This is a genomic window from Mesorhizobium sp. M0808, from assembly GCF_040320025.1.
Taxonomy (GTDB): domain Bacteria; phylum Pseudomonadota; class Alphaproteobacteria; order Rhizobiales; family Rhizobiaceae; genus Mesorhizobium.
Genome location: NZ_JAMYOX010000018.1, coordinates 100,955 through 121,451, shown reverse-complemented (window position 1 = coordinate 121,451; position 20,497 = coordinate 100,955). Strand labels below are relative to the sequence as shown.

Sequence of the window (20,497 nt, the reverse complement as noted above, 5' to 3'; positions counted from 1 at the left end):
TGTTAAAAACAAAACACTTTTTATCTTCCTCCGGGCGGTCAAAACAATCATTATATACCCCAAATCAGTCGCGGCCCCCCCTTATCGCGCCCCCCCGGCAAACGTTCCATCTTACCGCTTGCGCAAATCTGCTTGCGCCAGGTCGAGCGCCGTGGCGATGCGGTCGCAGGCCATGTCGATCGTCTCGCGCGTCCAGATCAGCGGCGGCGACAGGATCATCGTGTCGCCGGTAGCGCGCAGCATCATGCCCTGGACAATCGCGTGGTCGCGAACCATCACCGCCGCGCTGCCGGCCGGCAGGAAGCGCTCCTTGGTCACCTTGTCCTTGACGATCTCGATCGCCCCCATCAGCCCGAACGAGCGCACCTCGCCGACCAGATCGTGCCCACCGAGACGTTCCTGCAGGGCCCTGGCGAAGTAAGGCCCGGTGTCGTTCCTCACGCGCTCGACCAGGCCTTCGCGCTCGATGATCTCGAGGTTCTTCAGCGCCACCGCGCAGGCCACCGGATGCCCGGCATAGGTGTAGCCGTGATAGAATTCGCCGCCCTTTTCGACCAGCGTCGCCGCGATGCGGTCGCCGACCAGCAGCGCCGACAGCGGCTGATAGCCAGAGGTCAGCGCCTTGGCCGTGGTGATGGTGTCGGGCTCGACATCGAAGGCTTGTGCGGCGAACCACTCGCCTGTGCGGCCATATCCGGTGATGACCTCGTCCAGCATCAGCAGGACATCGTATTTGCGGCAGATGCGCTGCACCTCCGGCCAATAGCTCATCGGCGGGATCTTCACCCCGCCTGCCCCCATCACCGGCTCGCCGATGAAGGCGGCCACCTTGTCGGCGCCGGCTTCGAGGATCGCGTCCTCGACCGCTTTTGCCGCGCGCAGGCCGAAATCATGGTCGCTTTCGCCGGGCAGTGCGAGCTCATAGGCATAGGGCATCATCACATGGACGATGTTGGGCACGGCGCCGCCGAGCTGCTTGTGCATCAAATCCATGCCGCCGAGCGAGGCGCCGGCGATGGTCGAGCCGTGGTAGCCCATCTTGCGTGAGATGATGCGGTTCTTCTCGGGCCTGCCTTCCAGCACCCAATAGTGACGGACCAGGCGCAGCGCCGTGTCGTTGGCCTCCGAACCGGACGAGCCGTAGAACACCTGGTTGATGTGCCTTGGCGCGATCTCCGCCAGCTTTTTCGACAGCAGAACCGGCGTCGGCGTCGAGCATTTGAAGAAAGAGTTGTAGTAGGGCAATTCCTTCATCTGGGCGTAGGCGGCGTCGGCCAGCTCGTCGCGGCCATAGCCGACATTGACGCACCACAGCCCAGCCATGCCGTCGAGGATTTCCGTCCCTTCGGCATCATAGATGAACGGCCCGTTGGCGTGGGTGATGATGCGCGAGCCGGTCTCGCGCATCTCTTTGTGGTCGGTGAACGGATGAAGGTGATGCGCGGCATCGATCTGCTGAAGCTGCTTCAGCGAATAATTCTGGTAGGTCATGTCTGGTCTTTCCTCTTGAACCAATCCGGCAGCTTTCGCGCCGGGGCGGATTCGTCAGAGGACAGCGGGCGGCGAATAGCCGATGCGAGCGCAGAGCCGCAACAGCTCGGCGCGTAGCGTGCGCGACGACGGCGTCACCGCCACCCCAAATGCGCAACCCGATTTCGCCAGCCGAGCCATGCATGCACCTTAGGCTGCCTCGAGCCCTCAGTTCAAGCCGTGCCGGTCAAGCGACGCCGGTCAATTGGTGCCAGTCAGGGCCCGCTGCAGGAAGACGTACTTCATCGCCGCCTGTGCGGCCTGCGGCCGCCGGTCGCCGCGTCCGCCATGGCCGCCCTCGGTCTCCTCGAAGAACAGCGTCTTGCCGTGGCCGGCCGCCTGCAGCCGTGCCGCCATCTTGCGGGCATGCCCGGGATGGACGCGATCGTCGGCGGTCGAGGTCGTCAGCAACACCGGCGGATAGGCTGCATCCGTGTCTACATGCTGATAGGGCGAATAGGCGGCGAGCCAGGCTGCCTCTTCCGGCTTCGCCGGATCGCCATACTCGGCCATCCATGACGCGCCGGGCGGCAGCTCGGTGTAGCGCAGCATATCGAGCAGCGGCACGTCGATGATCACTGCACCGAACAATTCCGGGTGCTGGGTCAGCGAGACGCCGGTCAGCAAGCCACCATTCGATCCGCCCTGGATGCCCAGTGTGGCGGGCGTAGCGATGCCGCGTTTGACCAGATCTTGCGCGACGGCAGCGAAATCGTCGAAGGCATTCTGGCGATTGGCCTTGAGCGCCGCCTGGTGCCAGTTCGGGCCGAACTCGCCGCCGCCGCGGATGTTGGCCTGCACATAGGCATTGCCCTTCTCCAGCCACAGCCTGCCGCGTACGCCGGCATAGCCGGGCAGCAGCGGCACTTCGAAGCCGCCATAGCCGTAAAGCAATGTCGGCACGGGTCCATGCAAGTCGCGCCTCCTGACGACGAAGTACGGGATCATCGTGCCATCCTTCGAGCGCGCCTCGAACTGTTCGGAGAGCAGGGACGACGCGTCGAAACGCGCCGGCTGCGACTTCACCGTTGCCAGCCCCGCGGCGTTGTCGTCCGACCAGATGATCGAGCTCGGCGTCAGGAAATCGGTGAAGGAGAAGGAGACGCTGGAACCGAAATGCTCGGCATGGCTGATGCCGACATTGCCGTTTTCGGGCAACGCCACGGGCTTGAACTCCCAGCCGCTGTCGCTGCGCTTGCCGGCGACGACCTTGCCGCGCACATTGTCCATCAAATTGATGAACAGCCGGTCCTGCGTGCGGGCAATGCCGGCGATCGAGACGCGGTGCGCCGGCTCGAGCACGGTATCGAGGGATCCGAATAGCCCGGTTTCGATCCAGCGCTCGAAATCGAGTGAATAGAGTCCGTCGGGCTTACACAGCGTGCCGTCCGGCGCAGTCCACGGGGTACGCACGCCAAAGACGAGCTGGCCTTTGAACAGCGCCGTATCGGTGACGTCGTCCGGCAACGGGATGCGCCTGTTTCCGCCGGAAGGCAGCCGCAGGAAGCTGTGCGAGGCGAAGAAGTCGATGGTCCGGGCGAGGAAGACATGACGCTTGTCGCCGTCGAATTCGACGGACCCGCCGGCGGCAAGATCCTGCTTCAGCGCCTCGAAGATCGGCATCGCCGCTTCCAGTGGCGTGCCGCGCCGCCAAAGCTTGACCACGCGCGGATAACCGGACTGGGTCTTGTCGTCCTCCTCGAAGGCGGCGGAAACGATAACCGTGTCCTCGTCCAGCCAGCTAAAGCTCGATTTCGAGGCAGGAGCGCGAAAGCCGCCATCGACGAACGATCTGCTTTCGATATCGAATTCGCGCATCTCGCTGGCATCGCCGCCATCCGGCGACAGGTTGAGCAGGCAGCGGCTGAAGTCGGGGTAGAGCCGGCTGGCGCCGCTGAACACCCATTTCACCCCCTCTTTCGCCGCCAGACTGTCGAAGTCGATGATCGTCTGCCATTCCGGCTTGTCGGTCTTGTAGGAGGCGACGGTGGTGCGCCGCCAGAGGCCGAGTACGTTCGTCCGGTCCTGCCAGAAATTATAGACATAGCCGTTGATAGCGGCCCCGACGGCGATGTTATCCTCGGCTGTCATCAGGTCGAGCGCCGTCTCGAACGACGTCTGATAGGACGGATCACCCTGCAGCTCCCCGACCGTAACTGCATTTTGGTGATGCACCCAGTCGAGCGCCTGCTTGCCCCTCCTGTCCTCAAGCCAGAGAAACGGGTCTTCGGCCGCCGAACCCGGCTGGCCCTTGGTATTCGATTTGGTCATGAGGTCTCCGGTTGAGTCGGGTGGCGACATAGCCAAGATCGACATGGGGCCGCTTACATTCAAGCCATTCGTCAGAAACGGCGGCTTTCTGGCATTCACACCATCCGTCTTCGAATGACCGTTACAACTGCCAGCGCCAGGCAAATGGCACCGAGCGTCATTGGCAGGCCGCCGGCGCCAACAACATCCATGGCGCTGCCCGCCAGCGGCGGCACGGCGATGCCGCCGACGCCCCACATCAGCGAGAAGGCGGCGTTGCCGGCGACCAGTGCCGAGCCGGTGAACCGCTCGCCGAGTTCAATGATCGACATCGTGTAAATGCCGTAGGAAACCGCGCCCCAGATGAAGACGCACGGCCAGATCAGCGGCGTCTCGATGAGAACCGGCAACAGAACGCATCCCAGCACCGTCATCGAAACACAGATGAACCGCACCAGCCGCGCCGTCAGTCGTTCCGCCAGCAGGCCGAGCGGCACCTGCATAGCGATGTTGCCGGCGATCATCACCGACAGCAGCGCCGACATGCGCGCTTCGGCGATGCCGTAATGCGTTCCATAGACCGGCAGCAAGGCGAGCACCGCCTGTTCGAAACCGGCGGCCACGATCACCGCCGATAACAGCAGCCACGCCTGCGGCACGAACCCCAGCACCGAAACGCGGTGCCCGCTCTCGTCGACCTTGGGCAGCCGTGCCAGCACCGAGGCGAGGCAGGCGCCGCAAAACAGGAATGCGGCGATGCCGACCAGAAACGGCGGCCATCCCTCGGTGCCGACCGCAAGCAGGCACAGCGGCCCCGCCGCAAAGCCCGCCGAAATGATCGTCGAATAGATGCCCATGACGCGGCCGCGGCGTGCCGGCGGCGCCAGTGCGATCACCCAGACTTCGCTCAGCACGTAGAGCGGGTTGGTGACGGCGCCGATCAAAAAGCGCAGCGGAAACCACAGATAGACACTTTGCGTCCAGCCGATCAGCGCCAGCACCAGCGCGGAAAGTGCCGCGCAAGTAAGCGCGGTGCGCCCTGCCCCGAAACGCCGCGCCAGCGCCGGAACCAGCGGCGACGAGACGATGAAGCCGATCGGCGTCATTGCCGCCGATAGGCCGATCATGGCCGGCGAGACGCCCTGGCGCTGCAGGATGAAGCTCAACAGCGGATAGCTCAGCCCTTGCGCGATGGCGAACACCGAGACGGTGGCGATCACGCCGGTGATCGCCGCCCATTGCACTGTCTCGCCGCTGTCCTGTTCCGCCCGGTCCATGATGCAGGACTAGCGTTTCGCTTTCATCGCGGTAAGCACCGGCAACGAAAACCGCTTGCGCCAGCCGGAAGAGATAAGAGCCTGACGATCCCTCCGGCTGCCCTTCAGGCATGTCGCTTCCCTCGTCCTAGTGGTCGCCGCCTCCGCAATGGCTGGTCGGCCGGCAGTCCATTATGCCGCCGCATTGCCGCAGCGTACGAGGACTATCATGACCGCCGCCCTTCAGCCCGCCGAACCCGCATTGGCAAACGACCGCGCCCGTCGCGGCGGCCGCGCGGGAAAGCGTGCCGGCGGATCGGCGGCGTTCGAGCAGCCGCCGTTTCGGCAGTTGAAGAACCCGCTGGCGCCGACCCGGCTGGTTTCCGACGACGAGCTGGAATCTATCCACCTCGCCTCTCTGCGCGTGCTGCGGGAAATCGGCGTCGACGTGCTGCATGACGAAGCCCGGCGCATTATGAAGGCGCATGGCGCCGATGTCCGCGAAGGCAGCGAGCGGGTGCGCTTCGACAGTGACATGATCCTGGAACTGGTTGCGCACTGCCCGCCGGAATTCACCATCCACGCCCGCAACCCGGCGCACAACGTGCGCTTCGGCGGCGATAATCTGATCATCTCGATGATGGCGTCGGCGCCCAATTGCTCCGACGTCGACCGCGGCCGCCGGCCGGGCAACCAGCAGGACTACCGCAACTTCCTCAAGCTTGCGCAGATGCACAACATATTGAACTGCACGGGCGGTTATCCGGTCGAGCCGATCGACATCCATCCGTCCGTCCGCCACCTCGAATGCATCCGTGACCTCGCCACGCTGACCGACAAGATGTTCCACATCTATTCGCTCGGCAAGGAGCGCAACGTCGACGGCATCGAGATCACCAGGATCGCGCGTGGCATCAGCCATGAGCAGTTGCTTTCAGAGCCGTCGGTATTCACCATCATCAACACCAATTCGCCGCTCAAGCTCGACGTGCCGATGATGGAAGGCATCATCCAGATGTCGAGCAAGGGCCAGGTGGTCATCGTGACGCCGTTCACCCTGTCCGGCGCCATGGCGCCGGTGACGATTGCCGGCGCGCTGGTGCAGCAGAATGCCGAGGCGCTGTCCGGCATCGCCTTCGCGCAGATGGTGCGCAAGGGCGCGCCTGTCGGCTATGGCGGCTTCACCTCGAATGTCGACATGAAGTCCGGCGCGCCGGCCTTCGGCACGCCGGAATACATGAAGGCCCAGCTGGTCGGCGGCCAACTCGCCCGCCGCTACAACATCCCCTACCGCACCTCCAACACCTGCGCCGCCAACACGGTCGACGCGCAAGCCGCCTATGAAAGCGTGTTCTCGCTTTGGGGCGCCATCCAGGGCGGCGGCAATCTGATGATGCATGCCGCCGGCTGGCTCGAAGGCGGCCTGCGCTGCTCCTACGAGAAGACCATCCTCGATATAGACCTGTTGCAGATGGTCGCCGAGTTCCTGACGCCGCTCGATCTTTCCGAGGAAGCACTCGGTTTCGACGCCATACAGTCCGTCGGCCCCGGCGGCCATTTCTTCGGCACCCAGCACACGCAGGACCGCTACAAGACCGCGTTCTATGCGCCTATTATCTCGGACTGGCGCAATTTCGAGACTTGGGCGGAGGCCGGGTCGCCGACGGCACTCGAAAAGGCCAATCGCGTCTGGAAGGAACGGCTGGCGTCCTATGAAGAGCCTTACATGGATCCGGCAATCCGGGAGGAGCTCAACGCTTTCGTCGACAAGCGCCGGGCCGAAGGCGGCGCGCCGACCGATTTCTGATCATCTGATGAGTAGTCGACCCCCACTCCGTCTTGATGGCAGGCTGGCCGGAAACATCGCTGTATCCGATCTCCGCTTTGTTTTCGCGCCCCGCTCACTCGATTCAATCTCTTCAAAAACGGATCTATCTTCATGAAATCTCATGCAAAAGCGGTTGTCATCGGCGGCGGGGTCGTTGGCTGCTCGGTGCTCTATCATCTGGCCAAGGCCGGCTGGACCGACATCATGCTGATCGAGCGTTCGGAGCTCACTTCCGGCTCGTCCTGGCATGCGGCGGGCGGCTTCCATACGCTGAACGGCGATCCCAACGTCGCCAAGCTGCAGGCCTATACGGTGCAGCTTTACAAAGAGATCGAGGAGATTTCCGGCCAATCCTGCTCGCTGCACCTGACCGGCGGCGTGATGATGGCCGACACGCCCGAGCGCATGGACTTCTTGCGGCTCGCCCACGCCAAGGGCCGCTATCTCGGCATGGACACCGAACTGATCACGCCGTCCGAAGCCAAGGCGATGTTCCCGCTGATGGACGAGACGAATTTCGTCGGCGCCATGTGGGATCCAGTCGAGGGCCATCTCGACCCTTCCGGCACCACCCATGCGTATGCCAAGGCCGCCAGGAAGCTAGGCGCCGAGATCGTACTGCGCAACCGCGTCGTGGAACTGACGCAGGAGGTCGACGGCACCTGGAACGTCGTCACTGAGCAAGGCACAGTCAAAGCCGAGCATGTGGTCAACTGCGGCGGCCTGTGGGCGCGCGAGATCGGTCGCATGGTCGGCGTCGAACTGCCGGTGCTGGCCATGGAGCACATGTATCTGCTAACCGAGCCGATGCCGGAGGTCGAGGAATTCAACAAGTCGACCGGCCGCGAGATGATTGGCGTGCTCGATTTCAAGGGCGAGATCTATACCCGCCAGGAACGCAACGGCATCCTGCTCGGCACCTATGAAAAGGCCTGCAAGCCGTGGTCGCCGGTCAACACGCCGTGGGATTTCGGCCACGAGCTGCTGCAGCCCGACATCGACCGCATCGCGCCGTCGCTCGAGATCGGCTTCAAGCATTTCCCCGGCATCGAAAAGGCCGGCATCAAGCAGATCATCAACGGCCCCTTCACCTTCGCGCTGGACGGCAACCCGCTGGTCGGCCCGGTGCAGGGCCTGACCAATTTCTGGTGCGCCTGCGCCGTCATGGCCGGCTTCAGCCAGGGCGGCGGCGTCGGCCTGGCGCTGTCGAACTGGATGGTTCATGGCGACCCCGGCTTCGACGTCTGGGGCATGGACGTTGCGCGCTTCGGCGAATGGGCAACGCTGCGGTATACCAACGCAAAGGTCCGCGAAAATTATTCGCGCCGTTTCTCCATCCGCTTTCCCAACGAGGAATTACCGGCGGCAAGACCAGCGCAGACGACCCCGCTTTACGACACCATGCTCGCCAACAACGCCGTCATGGGCGACAGCTGGGGTCTCGAAACCCCGCTCTGGTTCGCGCCGAGAGGCTCGGAGCCGAAGGACGTCGTGTCCTTCCACCGCTCCAATGATTTCCGCCCGATCGGCGAGGAGGTGCGCGCCACCCGCGAGAGGGTCGGCATCACCGAGATCGCCAACTTCGCCAAATACGAAGTCTCCGGGCCAGGGGCCGAGGACTTCCTCAACCGTCTGATGACCAATCGCATGCCGAAGACCGGCCGCATCGTGCTGACGCCCATGCTGAACGAGTTCGGCCGGCTGATCGGCGACTTCACCATCGCCAAGGCGGGCCCAAGGGGTGGGGAAGAACGCTTCATGATCTGGGGTTCTTCGGCAGCGCAAAAATACCACATGCGCTGGTTCGAGAAGCATCTGCCAAAGGATGGAAGCATCCGCATCCACCGCTTCGACCAGACGCTGGTCGGGTTGTCGATCGCCGGGCCGAAATCCCGCGACCTGCTGCAGAAACTGGTCGATGTCGACATCTCGACCAAGGCCTTCCGCTTCATGGATTTCCGCGAGATGGCGGTCGGCGGCGCGCCTTGCATGGTCAATCGCATCACCTACACCGGCGACCTCGGCTACGAGATCTGGATGGCGCCTGCCTACCAGCGCCTGGTCTACAAGGCAATCAAGGAGGCTGGCGAAGAGTTTGGGCTTGTCGATTTCGGCATGCGGGCTTTGCTCTCTATGCGCCTTGAGAAGAACTTCCCGACCTGGTTCCGCGAGTTACGTCCGATCTACGGACCGTTCGAAGGCTCGATGGACCGCTTCATCAAGCTAGAGAAGAACGACTTCATCGGCCGGGAAGCAGCGGCCAAGGAACAGGCAGAAGGGCCGAAACTGCGCCGTGTCTCCTTCATCGTCGATGCCGCAGATGCAGACGTCATGGGCGACGAGCCGATCTGGGCCAAGGTCGGCGGCAAGGATTACGGCACCGTGGAAAAGCCGCATGGCTATGGCGCGCCGCGCTTCGACGCGGGCGGCAAGGAAGTGCGCGGCTCGAACGCCGCCGAAGGAGGCGCGTCTGCCGTGCGCGGCATTGTCGACGGCGACTGGCGGGTGGTCGGCTGGGTCACCTCCGGCGGCTATGCGCATTATGTCGAGAAGTCGATGGCGCAAGGCTATGTACCGGCAGCGCTTGCCGAGAACGAGAGCGCCGGGCTGTTCGAGATCGAAATCCTCGGGCAACGGCGGCCGGCACGCATCAATGTCGAGCCGCCCTTCGACCCGAGCGGCGAAAAGATGAGGACGTAGGCGCAGCCAGCCGGTCGCATTGTGCGGAGCATACTCTTCATGCTAGCGCAGCCGGCAACACTCTGCTGGCAAGGGCGATGAGATTTCATTGAAGTACAATCTGAGATGGGCCGAGTGGCTGGCCGAGGGACGGATCGGCCCCTTCCCGGCGGCGATCGTCATGGTCGCGGCTTACTTTGCCTTGCAGACCATCATACTGTCCCTGTTGAGCTCTTGGGCGGGAACCGGCGTCGGCATCGATGATGCGGAGCAGCTGATCTATGTTCCGTATCTCTGGGCTGGATATGGCGGCTCGCAACCACCCCTGTACACCTGGATCAACTGGCTGGCCGCGCATGTTTTCGGCACCAGTATCTTCACGCTGAAGCTCGTCAAATACTCCGTGCTGTTCCTTGCCGCCTGCAGCGTGTTCGCCGCCATGCGGCGGTTCGGCTACACCAAAGCGACAGCGGCGGCGGCCATGTTCGGCCTGTTTACGATCCCGCAGATCGTCTGGGAATCGCAGCGCGCCTTGTCGCATTCCGTCGCCGTCGTCGGCTTCTGCTCGCTGCTCCTGCTGGCCATGGCCTATCTTCTCGAGCGGCGAAGCATGATCGCCTATGCGGCGTTTGGCCTGGCCACCGCGGCGGCAATTCTTGCCAAATATAATGATGTCTTCCTCGTGGTGGCCCTTGTTGCGGCCGTGCTGTCGCTGCGCGAATGGCGCAGCGCGATCCTCGATCCGAAGTTCGCCATCAGCATAGCGGTCGCGATATTGGTGCTGGCGCCAACCACCTATTGGAGCCTCATGCATCCCGCCGATTTATTGTCGAGAGGCGAAAAGTTCGGAATAGACGCGCAACAAGGGCGCGTGGCGGCGGCCTTTGTCGGCGCCGGCAAGTTTATCATGGGCACCTTCAATTTCGCGGTCTTGCCCGTGCTCGTTTCCGCCCTGGCTTTCTGGCTGGCGAAGTTCCGTTTCTCGGAGCGGCATCCGGAAGGTCCGGCCCGGGAAATTCTGTTGTGGCGTACCTTGGCGGTCGGCTTGGCCATGCTGGCAATACTTGTACTTGCCACCGGCGTGACGGTGGTCAAGGACCGCTGGCTGCTGCCCGTCCTGTTCATGTTGCCGCTGGCCATCGTCGCCACTATGGAACGGCTGGCGCCGCGCGGCAGGAATGCGCAGCTCCTGGTGATCGCGGCTGGAGCGATCATCGCCGTGCTGCTCGCGCCCGCCACCTGGTACGTCCAGGTAAACGGGACCAGTGGCCTCTCGCGGATGATCCGCGTGGATTACCCCGCCCTCTATCGCCAACTGACTGCGGACGGACCGGTCAAAACCGCAATATCTGATGGTGCATGGGTCGGAAACCTGCGGCTGGTCGACGAAAAACTGGTCGCACTTGACCAGGAAGTGCCTAATTTCGAAACGCTGATGAAGGAGCCGGCCGTACTCGTCTGGCTTGACCGCGACGATCCGCGGCCGGTCATTTTGGAGCAGCTCAAAGCGGCCGGCTATGAGCCGGACGGCCAACCACGGCAAATGATGGTTCCGCTGTTGCGCGGCACCGGCAAGTCCGCCCGGGCCGGCGCCTATGTAAGATTGAAGAGAATGGCGGTGGGAGAAGCCACGGCGCCTAAGGAAGGCGTTAGCGGAGGACCCGAGGGTGGACAGGAACCCGACTGACCGGCCCCGTCATCACCGCAAGATCATGCCGTTCGAGCCCGACGGCTCGAATGATGTGCTGCACAAAAAATCGCGGCTGAAGGCCGCTGAACTCAACCAGCATGCGCTGGGCTATGGAGCGCTGGCGGAAGCCGAATGGCAGGCGGCGGGCATTGCTGCTCCTGACCTGCCCGCCATGCGCCGATACCGGCTCGAGCGCATCCGCGCCGAGCTGAAGCGCCGCGACTATGCGGGAGCCCTGCTCTACGATCCGGTCAACATCCGCTATGCCACCGACGCAACCAACATGCAGCTCTGGGTCGCACACAATCGGACCAGGCATTGTTTCGTTGCCACCGATGGCCCGGTGGTGCTGTTCGACTATTTCTCCTGCGAGCACCTTTCCGATCATTCCGGCGTCGTCGACGAGGTGCGGCCGGCGGTGTCGTGGGCTTATCTGTACAGCGGCGAGCTGACCGGTCAAAAAGTCCGCCGCTGGGCAGCCGGCATCGCCGACCTGGTATTGAAACATGGCGGCGGCAATCGCCGCATCGCCGTCGACCACATCAATCCCGAGGGCATCGAAGAGCTCGCCCGCCTCGGCATCTCGACCGGCAATGGCGAGGCGGTGATGGAAAATGCGCGGCTGATCAAATCGCCCGACGAAATCCTTGCCATGCGCCGGGCGATCGCCGCTTGCGAGGCGGCGATGGGCGAGATGGAGCAGGCGCTGAGGCCCGGCATCTCCGAGAACGAATTGTGGGCCGAACTCCATCGCGGCAACATCGCGCGCGGCGGCGAATGGATCGAAACCCGGCTCCTGTCGTCGGGTCCGCGCACCAATCCATGGTTCCAGGAGTGTTCGTCGCGGACGATCGAGGCCGGCGAGTTCGTCGCTTTCGACACCGACCTGATCGGTCCTTACGGCTTCTGCGCCGACCTTTCGCGCACCTGGCTCTGCGGTGACGCGCCGCCGTCGCAGGAGCAGCGCGACCTGTTCCGCATCGCCGCCGACCAGATCGCCCACAACACGGAGCTGATGCGGCCGGGCATATCGTTCCGCGACCTCGTCGAGCGCTCGTCAGTGCCACCGGGAGACTGCTTCCCGGCCCGTTACGGGGTGCTCTATCACGGCGTCGGCCTTGCCGACGAATACCCGACTTTGCCGCATGCTAGCGACTGGACCGACGACACACCGGACGGAGTGCTCGAACCTGGCATGGTGCTGTGCGTCGAGAGCTATATCGGTCGGCTTGGCGGCTACGAAGGGGTCAAGATCGAAGAACAGATCCTGATCACTGAAACCGGCAACGAGAAGCTTTCGACCTACCCGCTCGACAATCGGCTGCTTGGCGGCTGAGCGACGCTAATGCATGTCGCGCAAAAGTGTGCAGCGGCTTTGCGATAACGACATGCATAAAACAAGAATCTAAAGCGCGTCGCATGAGGCCGACCGAACGCGACGCGCTTTACGTGAGCGCCGCGATCGCCTCGCGCATCGCAGCGACGATCGTTTCCGGCGTCGTCCTGGCGGTGATGAACGGCAAGCCTTTGCGCCGCCTTGTCCAGCCGACGACCGTCACCTTCTGCGCCGCCGGCTCGAAACTCTGCGCCAGCGCCCAGCTCTCGCAATCGATCGCCGCGACGTCCGCCCTGCCCTCGGCAACGGCAACGATCGAAGCACGGTGCCCACAGCTTTCGCTCAGCGCGGAAAAGATATCCAAACTCTCGCCCAATGCTTGCAGGTCGCGGGCTGGCGCGATGATGCCCGACATGGAATCGAGGCTGTTGAAGGTGAAGCGCTTGCTGCGAAGCTGATCGAGCGGAATGACGGCACCGCCGTCGGCCGGCGCCCTTGCCGGCGGTGCCTCGCCCGCCCTCATGACGATGGCGCTCGAATAGAGTTCGCCCTGTCCACCCTCGAAGGCGTCGTAACGCGGCTGGCCGACGAGCTGGACACGCTGCGACAGGCCGAGTTCCATCGGTCCCCAGCAGGTTTGCGCAAAGAGCAGCGCCGGATGCAGCCAGAGCTGGTGAAAATCCAGTTCGTCCGGCGGCAATGTCGCCGGATCGGGCGCGATGGGTTTTCCCTGATCATCGCGAATACCGCCAGGCACGGGGGGCAAATCGCCGGTGCGGCGGATGATCGTCTCCGGCGCATCGATGCCTTTTTGTCTGAAAGCATCGCGCAGCCGCGCCCATTGCGCGTCGACATCGTCCCGCGCTTCCGGCCAGTCGTACATCGGCAAAGCCGCAATGAATTCGCTCATGCCGGGATTTGACCGTTATGCGGGGAAATTGACAAGGTCAGGAAAGCGTCGTCCGCGCGGCACCGCCTGCAACAACGCAAGAATCATTCTTTCGGCGGCTCGGCGGGTACCGGCGCACTGCCAAGCCCATTGAGGCTGCGTGCCCTGACACGCGGCTTGAACGCGCGTCCCGGTTCCGGCATGCGCCGCAGCACGGGATGGACGACCGGCTCCTTCGCCTTGAAGGCATAGGCCTTGAGCAGCGCGAAATAGTTCGGATAGGCGTAGCCATTGTTCATCCGCAGCCATTCATCGCGGCGGTCGCGAAACACCTTCGGCAGCCTGTACCAGGCCACCGTCGGGCTCTTGTGATGGACGAAATGCAGATTGTTGTTGAGGAACAGGAAGGACAGCGGCGAGCGCTCGACGATGATCGTGCGGCCTTCCGGATGTTCAGACCATTGGTGCTCGGCGTAGGTGCGGATCGAAATCAGCGACTGCCCAAGCCACACCGGCACCAGTATGTAGAGCCATAACGGCATGCCGAAGCCGAACTGCACGACAGGCAGCACCACGACGAGGCCGATCGCATGCAGCAGCCATGCCTTGCGGATGGAATTGTCGCCCGCGGCAACCTGCCTGGCGTCGTCGATGAAAAAGCCGATGCAGGAAAGCCACGGGCCTAGCACCAAACGCCCGATCATCGTGTTGTTGACCTTCAGCAGGAATTTCATCGCCGACGGCAGCTCCTCGTGCTGCCAGAGAGCCTCGTAATAGCTTTCGGGATCATCGAGCGGATCGGTCAGGCGCTCGTCTGCATGGTGGCGCAGATGAATGGTCTTGAATCGGCGAAACGGCCAGACAAGGCCAATCGGCAGGAACACAAAGGCTTCGTTGAGCCGCGCATTCCGGGTTGGGTGGCCGTGCAGGACCTCGTGCATCAGCGAGGATTGCAGCGCCGCAATCAGGGTCAGAAAGGCGAGTGCCAGCAGCGGGTAAGAGGGCCAGAGCAGAAAGCCGGCAGCGAGCCAGCCGCCGTAGCATAGAAGTGCGAGAAATACGGTCGGCCATTCGATGGTCGCTGCGCCGTGTCGCCTGTTGCCCATGCTCGTCATGCTATCGACCACTGCCTTCCAGTCGCCGGAACCCGTTTGATTCCTGACAGCATTGTGTCAGGAGCGTTGCATCGCTGCAACGCGATAAAGCGCACAAACTGTTGCGATTGCGCATTTTCAGCTGCAGATGTTATCCATTGTAAACAAGCTCGTAGATTCATTTGCGCTCGAAACGCCATGTAGACCGCTTCGGCGCAAAATTTTGCTCACGTCAGGGAGAGTAGAGATTTGGACAAGCGCAACCTGTCGACGATCTTTCGCGAGCGCCTGAAAATGCTCTTGACAAGGTCCGATTTGAACCAATCAGCCTTCGCCGCCGCGGTTGGCATCGACCGTTCGGCACTGTCGCAGCTGCTCTCCGGCGCCTCGACCCGCCTTCCCCGTGCTGAAACGCTGCTCAACATCGCCGCCGAATTCAAAGTCTCGCTCGACTGGCTGCTCGGCCTCAGCCACGATGAGGGCGTCACCGGTGAAATCCGCGAGAGCCTTGAGATCGAGGAGGCGCCGGACGGCTTCGACCGCACGCTGCTGGCTCGCTGGCATGCCGAGGCGGCGGGAACGAAAATCCGCTACGTGCCGGCCGGCATTCCCGATCTTCTGCGCACCGAGGCGCTTGTCGACTACGAAGCCGTCATCGCCAACAAGAGCCGCGAGGCACAGGCCGGCGAAACGCAGTACCGCATCGACTACAACCGACGGCCCGAAACCGACATGGAAGTCTGTATGCCGCGCCACACGCTGGAGATCTTCGCGCGTGGGCTGGGCGTGTGGGACCGCTTTCCGGAGGCCGACCGCCACCAGCAGCTCCTCCATATGGCGACGCTGCTCGACGACCTCTATCCCACCTTCCGCCTGTTTCTCTATGACGGGCGGATGCGCTATTCGATCCCCTACACCATCTTCGGGCCCTATCGCGCCGCCATTTACGTCGGCGACATGTATCTGGTGCTGAACGCCACGCAGCCGATCCGCACCCTGACCAGCCATTTCGACAATCTGATCCGTGCCGCGGACGTCAACGCGCATGAAGCGGCCAGCTTCACACGAAAGCTGGCGGAGATGCAATTTTGACCGGTTGCTCTACGTGCCGACATTGACGGCACATAAAGAATTCTTTATATCCTTATCTCAGTTATTCTTCCGGGAAGGCGTATTTCACATGACCAATCCGATCGACGCTCTGCTTGCCGAAAAGGGCGTCCTGCTCGCCGATGGCGCCACCGGCACCAATCTGTTCGCCATGGGCCTTGAGGCCGGAGAGGCTCCCGAGCTCTTGAACGAGACCGCGCCCGACACCATCACCAGCCTGCACCAGAACTTTGTCGATGCCGGCGCCGACATCATCCTGACCAACTCTTTTGGCGGCACCCGCCATCGGCTCAAGCTGCACCACGCGCAGGACCGCGTCTATGCGCTGAACAAGCGCGCGGCCGAGATCGCAAGCGCCGTCGCCGGCAACGCTGGCCGCAAGGTGATCGTGGCCGGCTCCGTTGGCCCGACCGGCGAGCTGCTGGTGCCGCTCGGCGCCATGACCTATGACGAGGCGGTCGAAGCCTTTGCCGAGCAGATTGAGGGGCTGAAGGCCGGCGGCGCCGAAGTCGCCTGGATCGAAACCATGTCGGCGCCTGACGAAATCCGCGCCGCCGCCGAAGCCGCCATCCGCGTCGGCCTGCCCTATACCTATACCGGCTCCTTCGACACCGCCGGCCGCACCATGATGGGACTGCTGCCGAAGGACATCCACGGCGTCGTCGACGGCCTGTCGCAGACACCGCTCGGTGTCGGCGCCAATTGCGGTGTCGGCGCCTCCGACATTCTCGCTTCGCTGCTCGACATGACCGAGGCGAAGCCGGAAGCAACGGTGATCGTCAAGGGCAATTGCGGCATTCCCGAATTTCGCGGTGCCGAGATCTACTATTCCGGCACACCCGAGCTGATGGCCGACTATGTGCGCCTCGCCGTCGATGCCGGCGCCAAAATCGTCGGCGGCTGCTGCGGCACCTCGTTCCAGCACCTCGCCGCCATGCGCAAGGCGCTCGATGCGCACACCAAGTCGGATCGCCCGACCGTCGAGCAGATCGTCGAACGCATCGGCCCGATGCGCAACAAGCAGGCTACGGTCAACGTCGCCGAGACCAGCGAAGCCCGCCGCGAGCGGCGCCGCGGACGCGCCTGACGCTTTCGTCTGCGACATGGTCCGCGCGAAGCAGTGCGGCCGCGAAAAAAGGCCGGCAAGGTTTCCCTCGCCGGCCTGCCTCACCCGCCCGTAGGCCGGCTCCCCCTATCAGAACGATCCCATCTGAAGAAACCGGCCGTCATTGCCACTACCGGTTACCGCCGAGCGCCGAGGCAAGGCGCACAAGCGAGAGGAACTCGGACCGGTATCCAAACGGGTCGGCTCCTCTGGCGGCGGTGGCAATCTGCATGATCTTGTCGTAGCCGAACTTCGCGGTCGCATCCTCGTCGCGCAGCTTCTGGCCGAAGGCAGCAACGGCAACGGAGAAACGCTGGTCGGTGCTGGCCTGGTCGAACGACGCCACCTCGTTGGTTGACGTTACCGGCGTGGTGATCAGCTTCGAGGTGTCCTCGTTCGGCAGCTTGTAACGGATCTTGACGAAAGCATATTCGTCGGCATTGGCGACACCGCCATTGTTCACCGAGGCCTGGCCGTAGCGCAGCTGGTCGATCTGTTCGCCGCCGCTGCCCTTAGGCGTGATCTCGTAGATCGCGGTGACTGAATGACCTGAGCCGATCTCGCCGGCATCGACCCGGTCATTGTTGAAATCCTCTCGGTTCAAGGCGCGGGTTTCGTAGCCAATCAGCCGGTACTCCGAGACCTTGTTCGGGTTGAACTCGACCTGGATCTTCACGTCCTTGGCGATGGTGAACAGTGTCGAGGAGGCATCCTCGACCAGCACCTTCTCGGCCTCCGCCAACGTATCGATGTAGGCAGCAGTGCCATTGCCGTTCTGGGCGATGGTCTGCATCATCTGGTCGTTCAGATTGTCGCGGCCGAAGCCGAACACCGACAGGAATACGCCTGTCTTGCGCTCCTTTTCGATCAGCCGCTTCAGGTCGTCGTCGTCGGTCTGGCCGACATTGAAGTCGCCATCGGTGGCGAGCATCACCCGATTGATGCCGTCCTTGACGAAGGATTTCTGCGCCAGCCTGTAGGCTTCCTTGATGCCGGCCTCGCCTGCCGTCGAGCCGCCGGATGTCAGATTGTCGATGGCAGCGAGGATCTTGTCCTTTTCCGAAGCCTTGGTGGGCTCCAGCACGGTACCGGCATCGCCCGCATAGGTGACGATCGAGACGGTGTCGTCAGGTCTCAGCTTGTTGACAAGCAGCCGGAAGGCCGACTGCAGGAGCGGCAGCTTGTCCTGCTCGTTCATCGAGCCCGACACATCGATCAGGAAGACCAGATTGGCCCTGGGCTGCTCGGCCGGCTTCACGTCGAAACCCTTGATTGCGACATGCATCAGCCTGGTGTGCTCGTTCCACGGCGTCGGCATGACGCTGACGGTCGAGTTGAACGGCGTCGAGGCGGAGTCCGGTCCCTTCCAGGCATAAGGGAAGTAGTTGATCATCTCCTCGACGCGAACCGTGTCGGCCTGCGGGATAAAGCCTTCCTTCAGCGAGCGCCGGACGAAGGAATAGGAAGCGGTGTCGACATCGATCGAGAAGGTCGAGACCGGGTCTTCAAGTGCGGCATGCACCGGGTTGGTCTTGAAATTCTCGACGCGGTCGCGGTTTTCCTCTTGCGGCAGCATCTGGTCGGCCGGCGCAGCGGCGGGCTGCTGTGCCATCAGCTTGGGCTCGGCAACCGTGCCAGGCACGCGTCCGACCCGCGCGCCGCCATCGACTGCCGGAGCCGCGGAGCTTGCACCCCCATCCAGCGCGAACTCGCCGCTCTGCGCCGGTTCAGGTGCATTGCGGCTGAGCACATCCTGCTGCGTCAACCCGCCGACTGCGGTCGATTCCGCCTTCGGCGGCGATGTCGGCGCCACAAGCGCCTCGCCGGTGTCGCGGCTTTCACTGTCGGCGTCCGCCTTCTTCTGCTTGTCTGCTTCGGCCACGACCGGCGGTTTGACAGTCGCCGGCTTGTCGGCCAGTGTTTCGGTGATCTTATCGTCCCCGCCGAATTCGGGCCCGCCGAATTTGGATTCCCCCAACATATGGATGGTGGCGTATCCGGCGATCGGCAGGGCAACGAGCCCGGCAATAGCCGGCGTGGCGAAGAGTTTCTTTTGCATGATTTCGCTCCAGAGCCTTTGTGCTCGCTCTGTGAGACGAACCCCGCCTGCCGATCCTTGGGCGGCAGGTAAAGTTTTTTCGTCCATATCATAGGCGCGCAGCGCGGCCTGGAGGGCACGCGCCTTTGCGTCCGCGTCCGGCGCCGGTGCCGCGATGTCGCGCAGTCTGTTGAGTTCGTTGTCGTCGACCATGGTCACACTTCCCCGGCTGAACGCATTAGCGTCTTCAACCGTTTCTTCGCTTCATGAATGTGCCAGGAAACCGTTGTCTCCGAGATCGCCATCGCCTCGGCGGCGGCGGCGTGGCTCAGCCCTTCGCCATAAACCAGCAGCACCGCATCGCGCTGCTTGTCCGGCAGCTTGCGCACCGCTGCCCAGAGCGCCTCGGCCGGGTCTTCCGGCTCAGCCGAGATTTCCCCCGAAATTAGCGCATAGGCGCCATAGGCCTCGGTCTTGACCGTCTCGCGGGCGGTCTTGCGCATCATGTCGCGCGCCGCATTCAGCGTCATGGTGTAGAGCCACGTCGTGAAGGCACCGCTGCCGTGATAGTCGCGGATCGCCCGCCCGAGCCGGACGCAGACTTCCTGGGCGATGTCCTCGGCGTCGGCCTTTTTCCCGCACCAACGATAGGCGGCGCGATAGACGAAACCATAGTGCCTTTCGAGCAACTTGCCGAAAGCACCCCGGTCTCCGCCCTTCGCCCGTCCGATCAGTTCGGCGTCGGAGGCTTCGCTTTCGTCCAGCATCATCGCCATCATTTGCCTGTTGGACGAAGGCTAATGGCGGTTCCTTGGGGCGATGGAAAGAATTTTTTGGGCGGGCGGTCACGTCGTAATGGTTGGCGTGCCTTGGCCGAGCGTCTCCGCAAACAGCGTCGTCAGCCGCTTCCAGTGGCGTTCGGCGCCGGCTGCATCGAAGGCACTATGGTCCGGCATGCACCAGCCATGCGCCATGCCGGCATAGTTCTCTATGACATGATCGACCTTGGCGGCGCGCAGTGTTTCGGCCAGCCGCGCCGATTGCTCCGGCGGAAAGCTGCGGTCCACACCGGCAGTGCCGATATAGACCCTTGCCTTGACCGAGGCGGCCTTCCGATGCGGACTGTCGGCTGCGTCACCAGCCAGATTGCCGCCGTGAAAAGTGGCCGCGGCGGCGATGCGATCGGGATAGCTGGCCGCCGCGTTCAGCGCCCGCGCTCCGCCCATGCAATAGCCGACAATGCCGACCGGCCCGGTTAGGCCTTGGGCAGCGAGCACATCGAGGAAAGCGCCGCTGTCGCGGACCGTCATCTCCTGGGTCGTGCCGCCGAGGAGACCTGTGATGGCGGTCTTGCTCCTCTCGTCGCCGAACGAAGTCTTGGGATCGAACGGACCGTAGGGCGCATTGCGGTAAAAGAGGTCCGGCACAAGCACCGCATAGCCCTCGCCCGTAAGCCTTTCCGCCATTTGGTCGAGCGCCGGTCGCGGGCCAAAAGCGTCCATGTAGAGGATGATCGCGGCCTTGGCCGGGGCTGCCGAGCGGAACAGCCCGGCTTTGGCCACGCCGTCGCTCGTCTTGATCTGGATCGCTTGCTTGGCCATCACCCGCTCCGTTGACGTGTCGTGCGATAGATATCCGCGCTGACCGTCGCGGCAAGCTGTAATGAGGCGATCTGCTTCAAGATTTCGTGCG

At 63.2% G+C, this 20,497-nt stretch carries 14 protein-coding genes; 6 read left to right on the top strand and 8 right to left on the bottom strand.

Annotated features, from left to right (window positions below):
* Positions 1-111 precede the first annotated feature (111 nt).
* The 3 genes from NKI25_RS20810 to NKI25_RS20800 form a co-directional block, all read right to left on the bottom strand.
* Positions 112-1,491, bottom strand: coding sequence for an aspartate aminotransferase family protein (locus NKI25_RS20810; RefSeq protein WP_023676490.1), 1,380 nt, complete (start codon positions 1,489-1,491; stop codon positions 112-114).
* Between the two features lie 240 nt (positions 1,492-1,731).
* A complete protein-coding gene (locus tag NKI25_RS20805) occupies positions 1,732-3,801 on the bottom strand; it encodes a prolyl oligopeptidase family serine peptidase (RefSeq protein ID WP_352587681.1) in 2,070 nt (689 codons plus the stop codon).
* Positions 3,802-3,896: 95 nt separating this feature from the next.
* Entirely contained in the window at positions 3,897-5,057 is a 1,161-nt protein-coding gene (locus tag NKI25_RS20800) for an MFS transporter (RefSeq protein WP_352587678.1), read from the bottom strand.
* Between the two features lie 208 nt (positions 5,058-5,265).
* Here NKI25_RS20800 and NKI25_RS20795 point away from each other — a divergent pair, with 208 nt between their 5' ends.
* The 4 genes from NKI25_RS20795 (at position 5,266) to NKI25_RS20780 (ending at position 12,569) form a co-directional block, all read left to right on the top strand.
* The gene (locus tag NKI25_RS20795; RefSeq protein WP_352587675.1) at positions 5,266-6,843 is read left to right on the top strand and encodes a trimethylamine methyltransferase family protein; all 1,578 of its coding nucleotides are present in this window, start codon (positions 5,266-5,268) and stop codon (positions 6,841-6,843) included.
* Positions 6,844-6,975: 132 nt separating this feature from the next.
* Complete coding sequence (locus NKI25_RS20790; protein ID WP_352500942.1) at positions 6,976-9,564, top strand: GcvT family protein; 2,589 nt, start codon at positions 6,976-6,978, stop codon at positions 9,562-9,564.
* 88 nt (positions 9,565-9,652) lie between these two features.
* Positions 9,653-11,230 (top strand): ArnT family glycosyltransferase, encoded by a 1,578-nt coding sequence (locus tag NKI25_RS20785; protein WP_352999233.1) that lies wholly within the window; start codon positions 9,653-9,655, stop codon positions 11,228-11,230.
* Positions 11,231-11,255: 25 nt separating this feature from the next.
* A complete protein-coding gene (locus NKI25_RS20780) occupies positions 11,256-12,569 on the top strand; it encodes a M24 family metallopeptidase (protein ID WP_352501103.1) in 1,314 nt (437 codons plus the stop codon).
* 109 nt (positions 12,570-12,678) lie between these two features.
* Here the strand turns inward: NKI25_RS20780 and NKI25_RS20775 are convergent, their stop codons facing one another.
* Both NKI25_RS20775 and NKI25_RS20770 read right to left on the bottom strand, forming a co-directional pair.
* A complete protein-coding gene (locus NKI25_RS20775; RefSeq protein ID WP_352500944.1) occupies positions 12,679-13,479 on the bottom strand; it encodes a phosphate/phosphite/phosphonate ABC transporter substrate-binding protein in 801 nt (266 codons plus the stop codon).
* Positions 13,480-13,562: 83 nt separating this feature from the next.
* Positions 13,563-14,573 (bottom strand): fatty acid desaturase, encoded by a 1,011-nt coding sequence (locus NKI25_RS20770; protein WP_352999231.1) that lies wholly within the window; start codon positions 14,571-14,573, stop codon positions 13,563-13,565.
* 228 nt (positions 14,574-14,801) lie between these two features.
* On the opposite strand from NKI25_RS20770, the gene NKI25_RS20765 reads away from it, so the two are divergent.
* Together NKI25_RS20765 and bmt are read left to right on the top strand one after the other, a co-directional pair.
* The gene (locus NKI25_RS20765; protein WP_352635626.1) at positions 14,802-15,644 is read left to right on the top strand and encodes a helix-turn-helix domain-containing protein; all 843 of its coding nucleotides are present in this window, start codon (positions 14,802-14,804) and stop codon (positions 15,642-15,644) included.
* Between the two features lie 88 nt (positions 15,645-15,732).
* Positions 15,733-16,749 carry a betaine--homocysteine S-methyltransferase gene (bmt, locus tag NKI25_RS20760; protein WP_352454606.1) on the top strand — a complete coding sequence of 339 codons (1,017 nt, stop codon included), beginning with the start codon at positions 15,733-15,735 and terminating at the stop codon, positions 16,747-16,749.
* A gap of 148 nt (positions 16,750-16,897) precedes the next feature.
* Here the strand turns inward: bmt and NKI25_RS20755 are convergent, their stop codons facing one another.
* The 3 genes from NKI25_RS20755 to NKI25_RS20745 all read right to left on the bottom strand — a co-directional run bounded on the left by NKI25_RS20755 (position 16,898) and on the right by NKI25_RS20745 (position 20,406).
* On the bottom strand, positions 16,898-19,018 hold the full coding sequence (locus tag NKI25_RS20755; RefSeq protein WP_352999228.1) for a vWA domain-containing protein: 2,121 nt from the start codon (positions 19,016-19,018) through the stop codon (positions 16,898-16,900).
* A 2-nt stretch (positions 19,019-19,020) separates the two neighbouring features.
* Entirely contained in the window at positions 19,021-19,581 is a 561-nt protein-coding gene (locus NKI25_RS20750) for an RNA polymerase sigma factor (RefSeq protein ID WP_352452095.1), read from the bottom strand.
* A 69-nt stretch (positions 19,582-19,650) separates the two neighbouring features.
* Positions 19,651-20,406: a dienelactone hydrolase family protein gene (locus tag NKI25_RS20745; RefSeq protein ID WP_352999226.1), complete on the bottom strand. Its 756-nt coding sequence runs from the start codon at positions 20,404-20,406 to the stop codon at positions 19,651-19,653.
* Positions 20,407-20,497 lie beyond the last annotated feature (91 nt).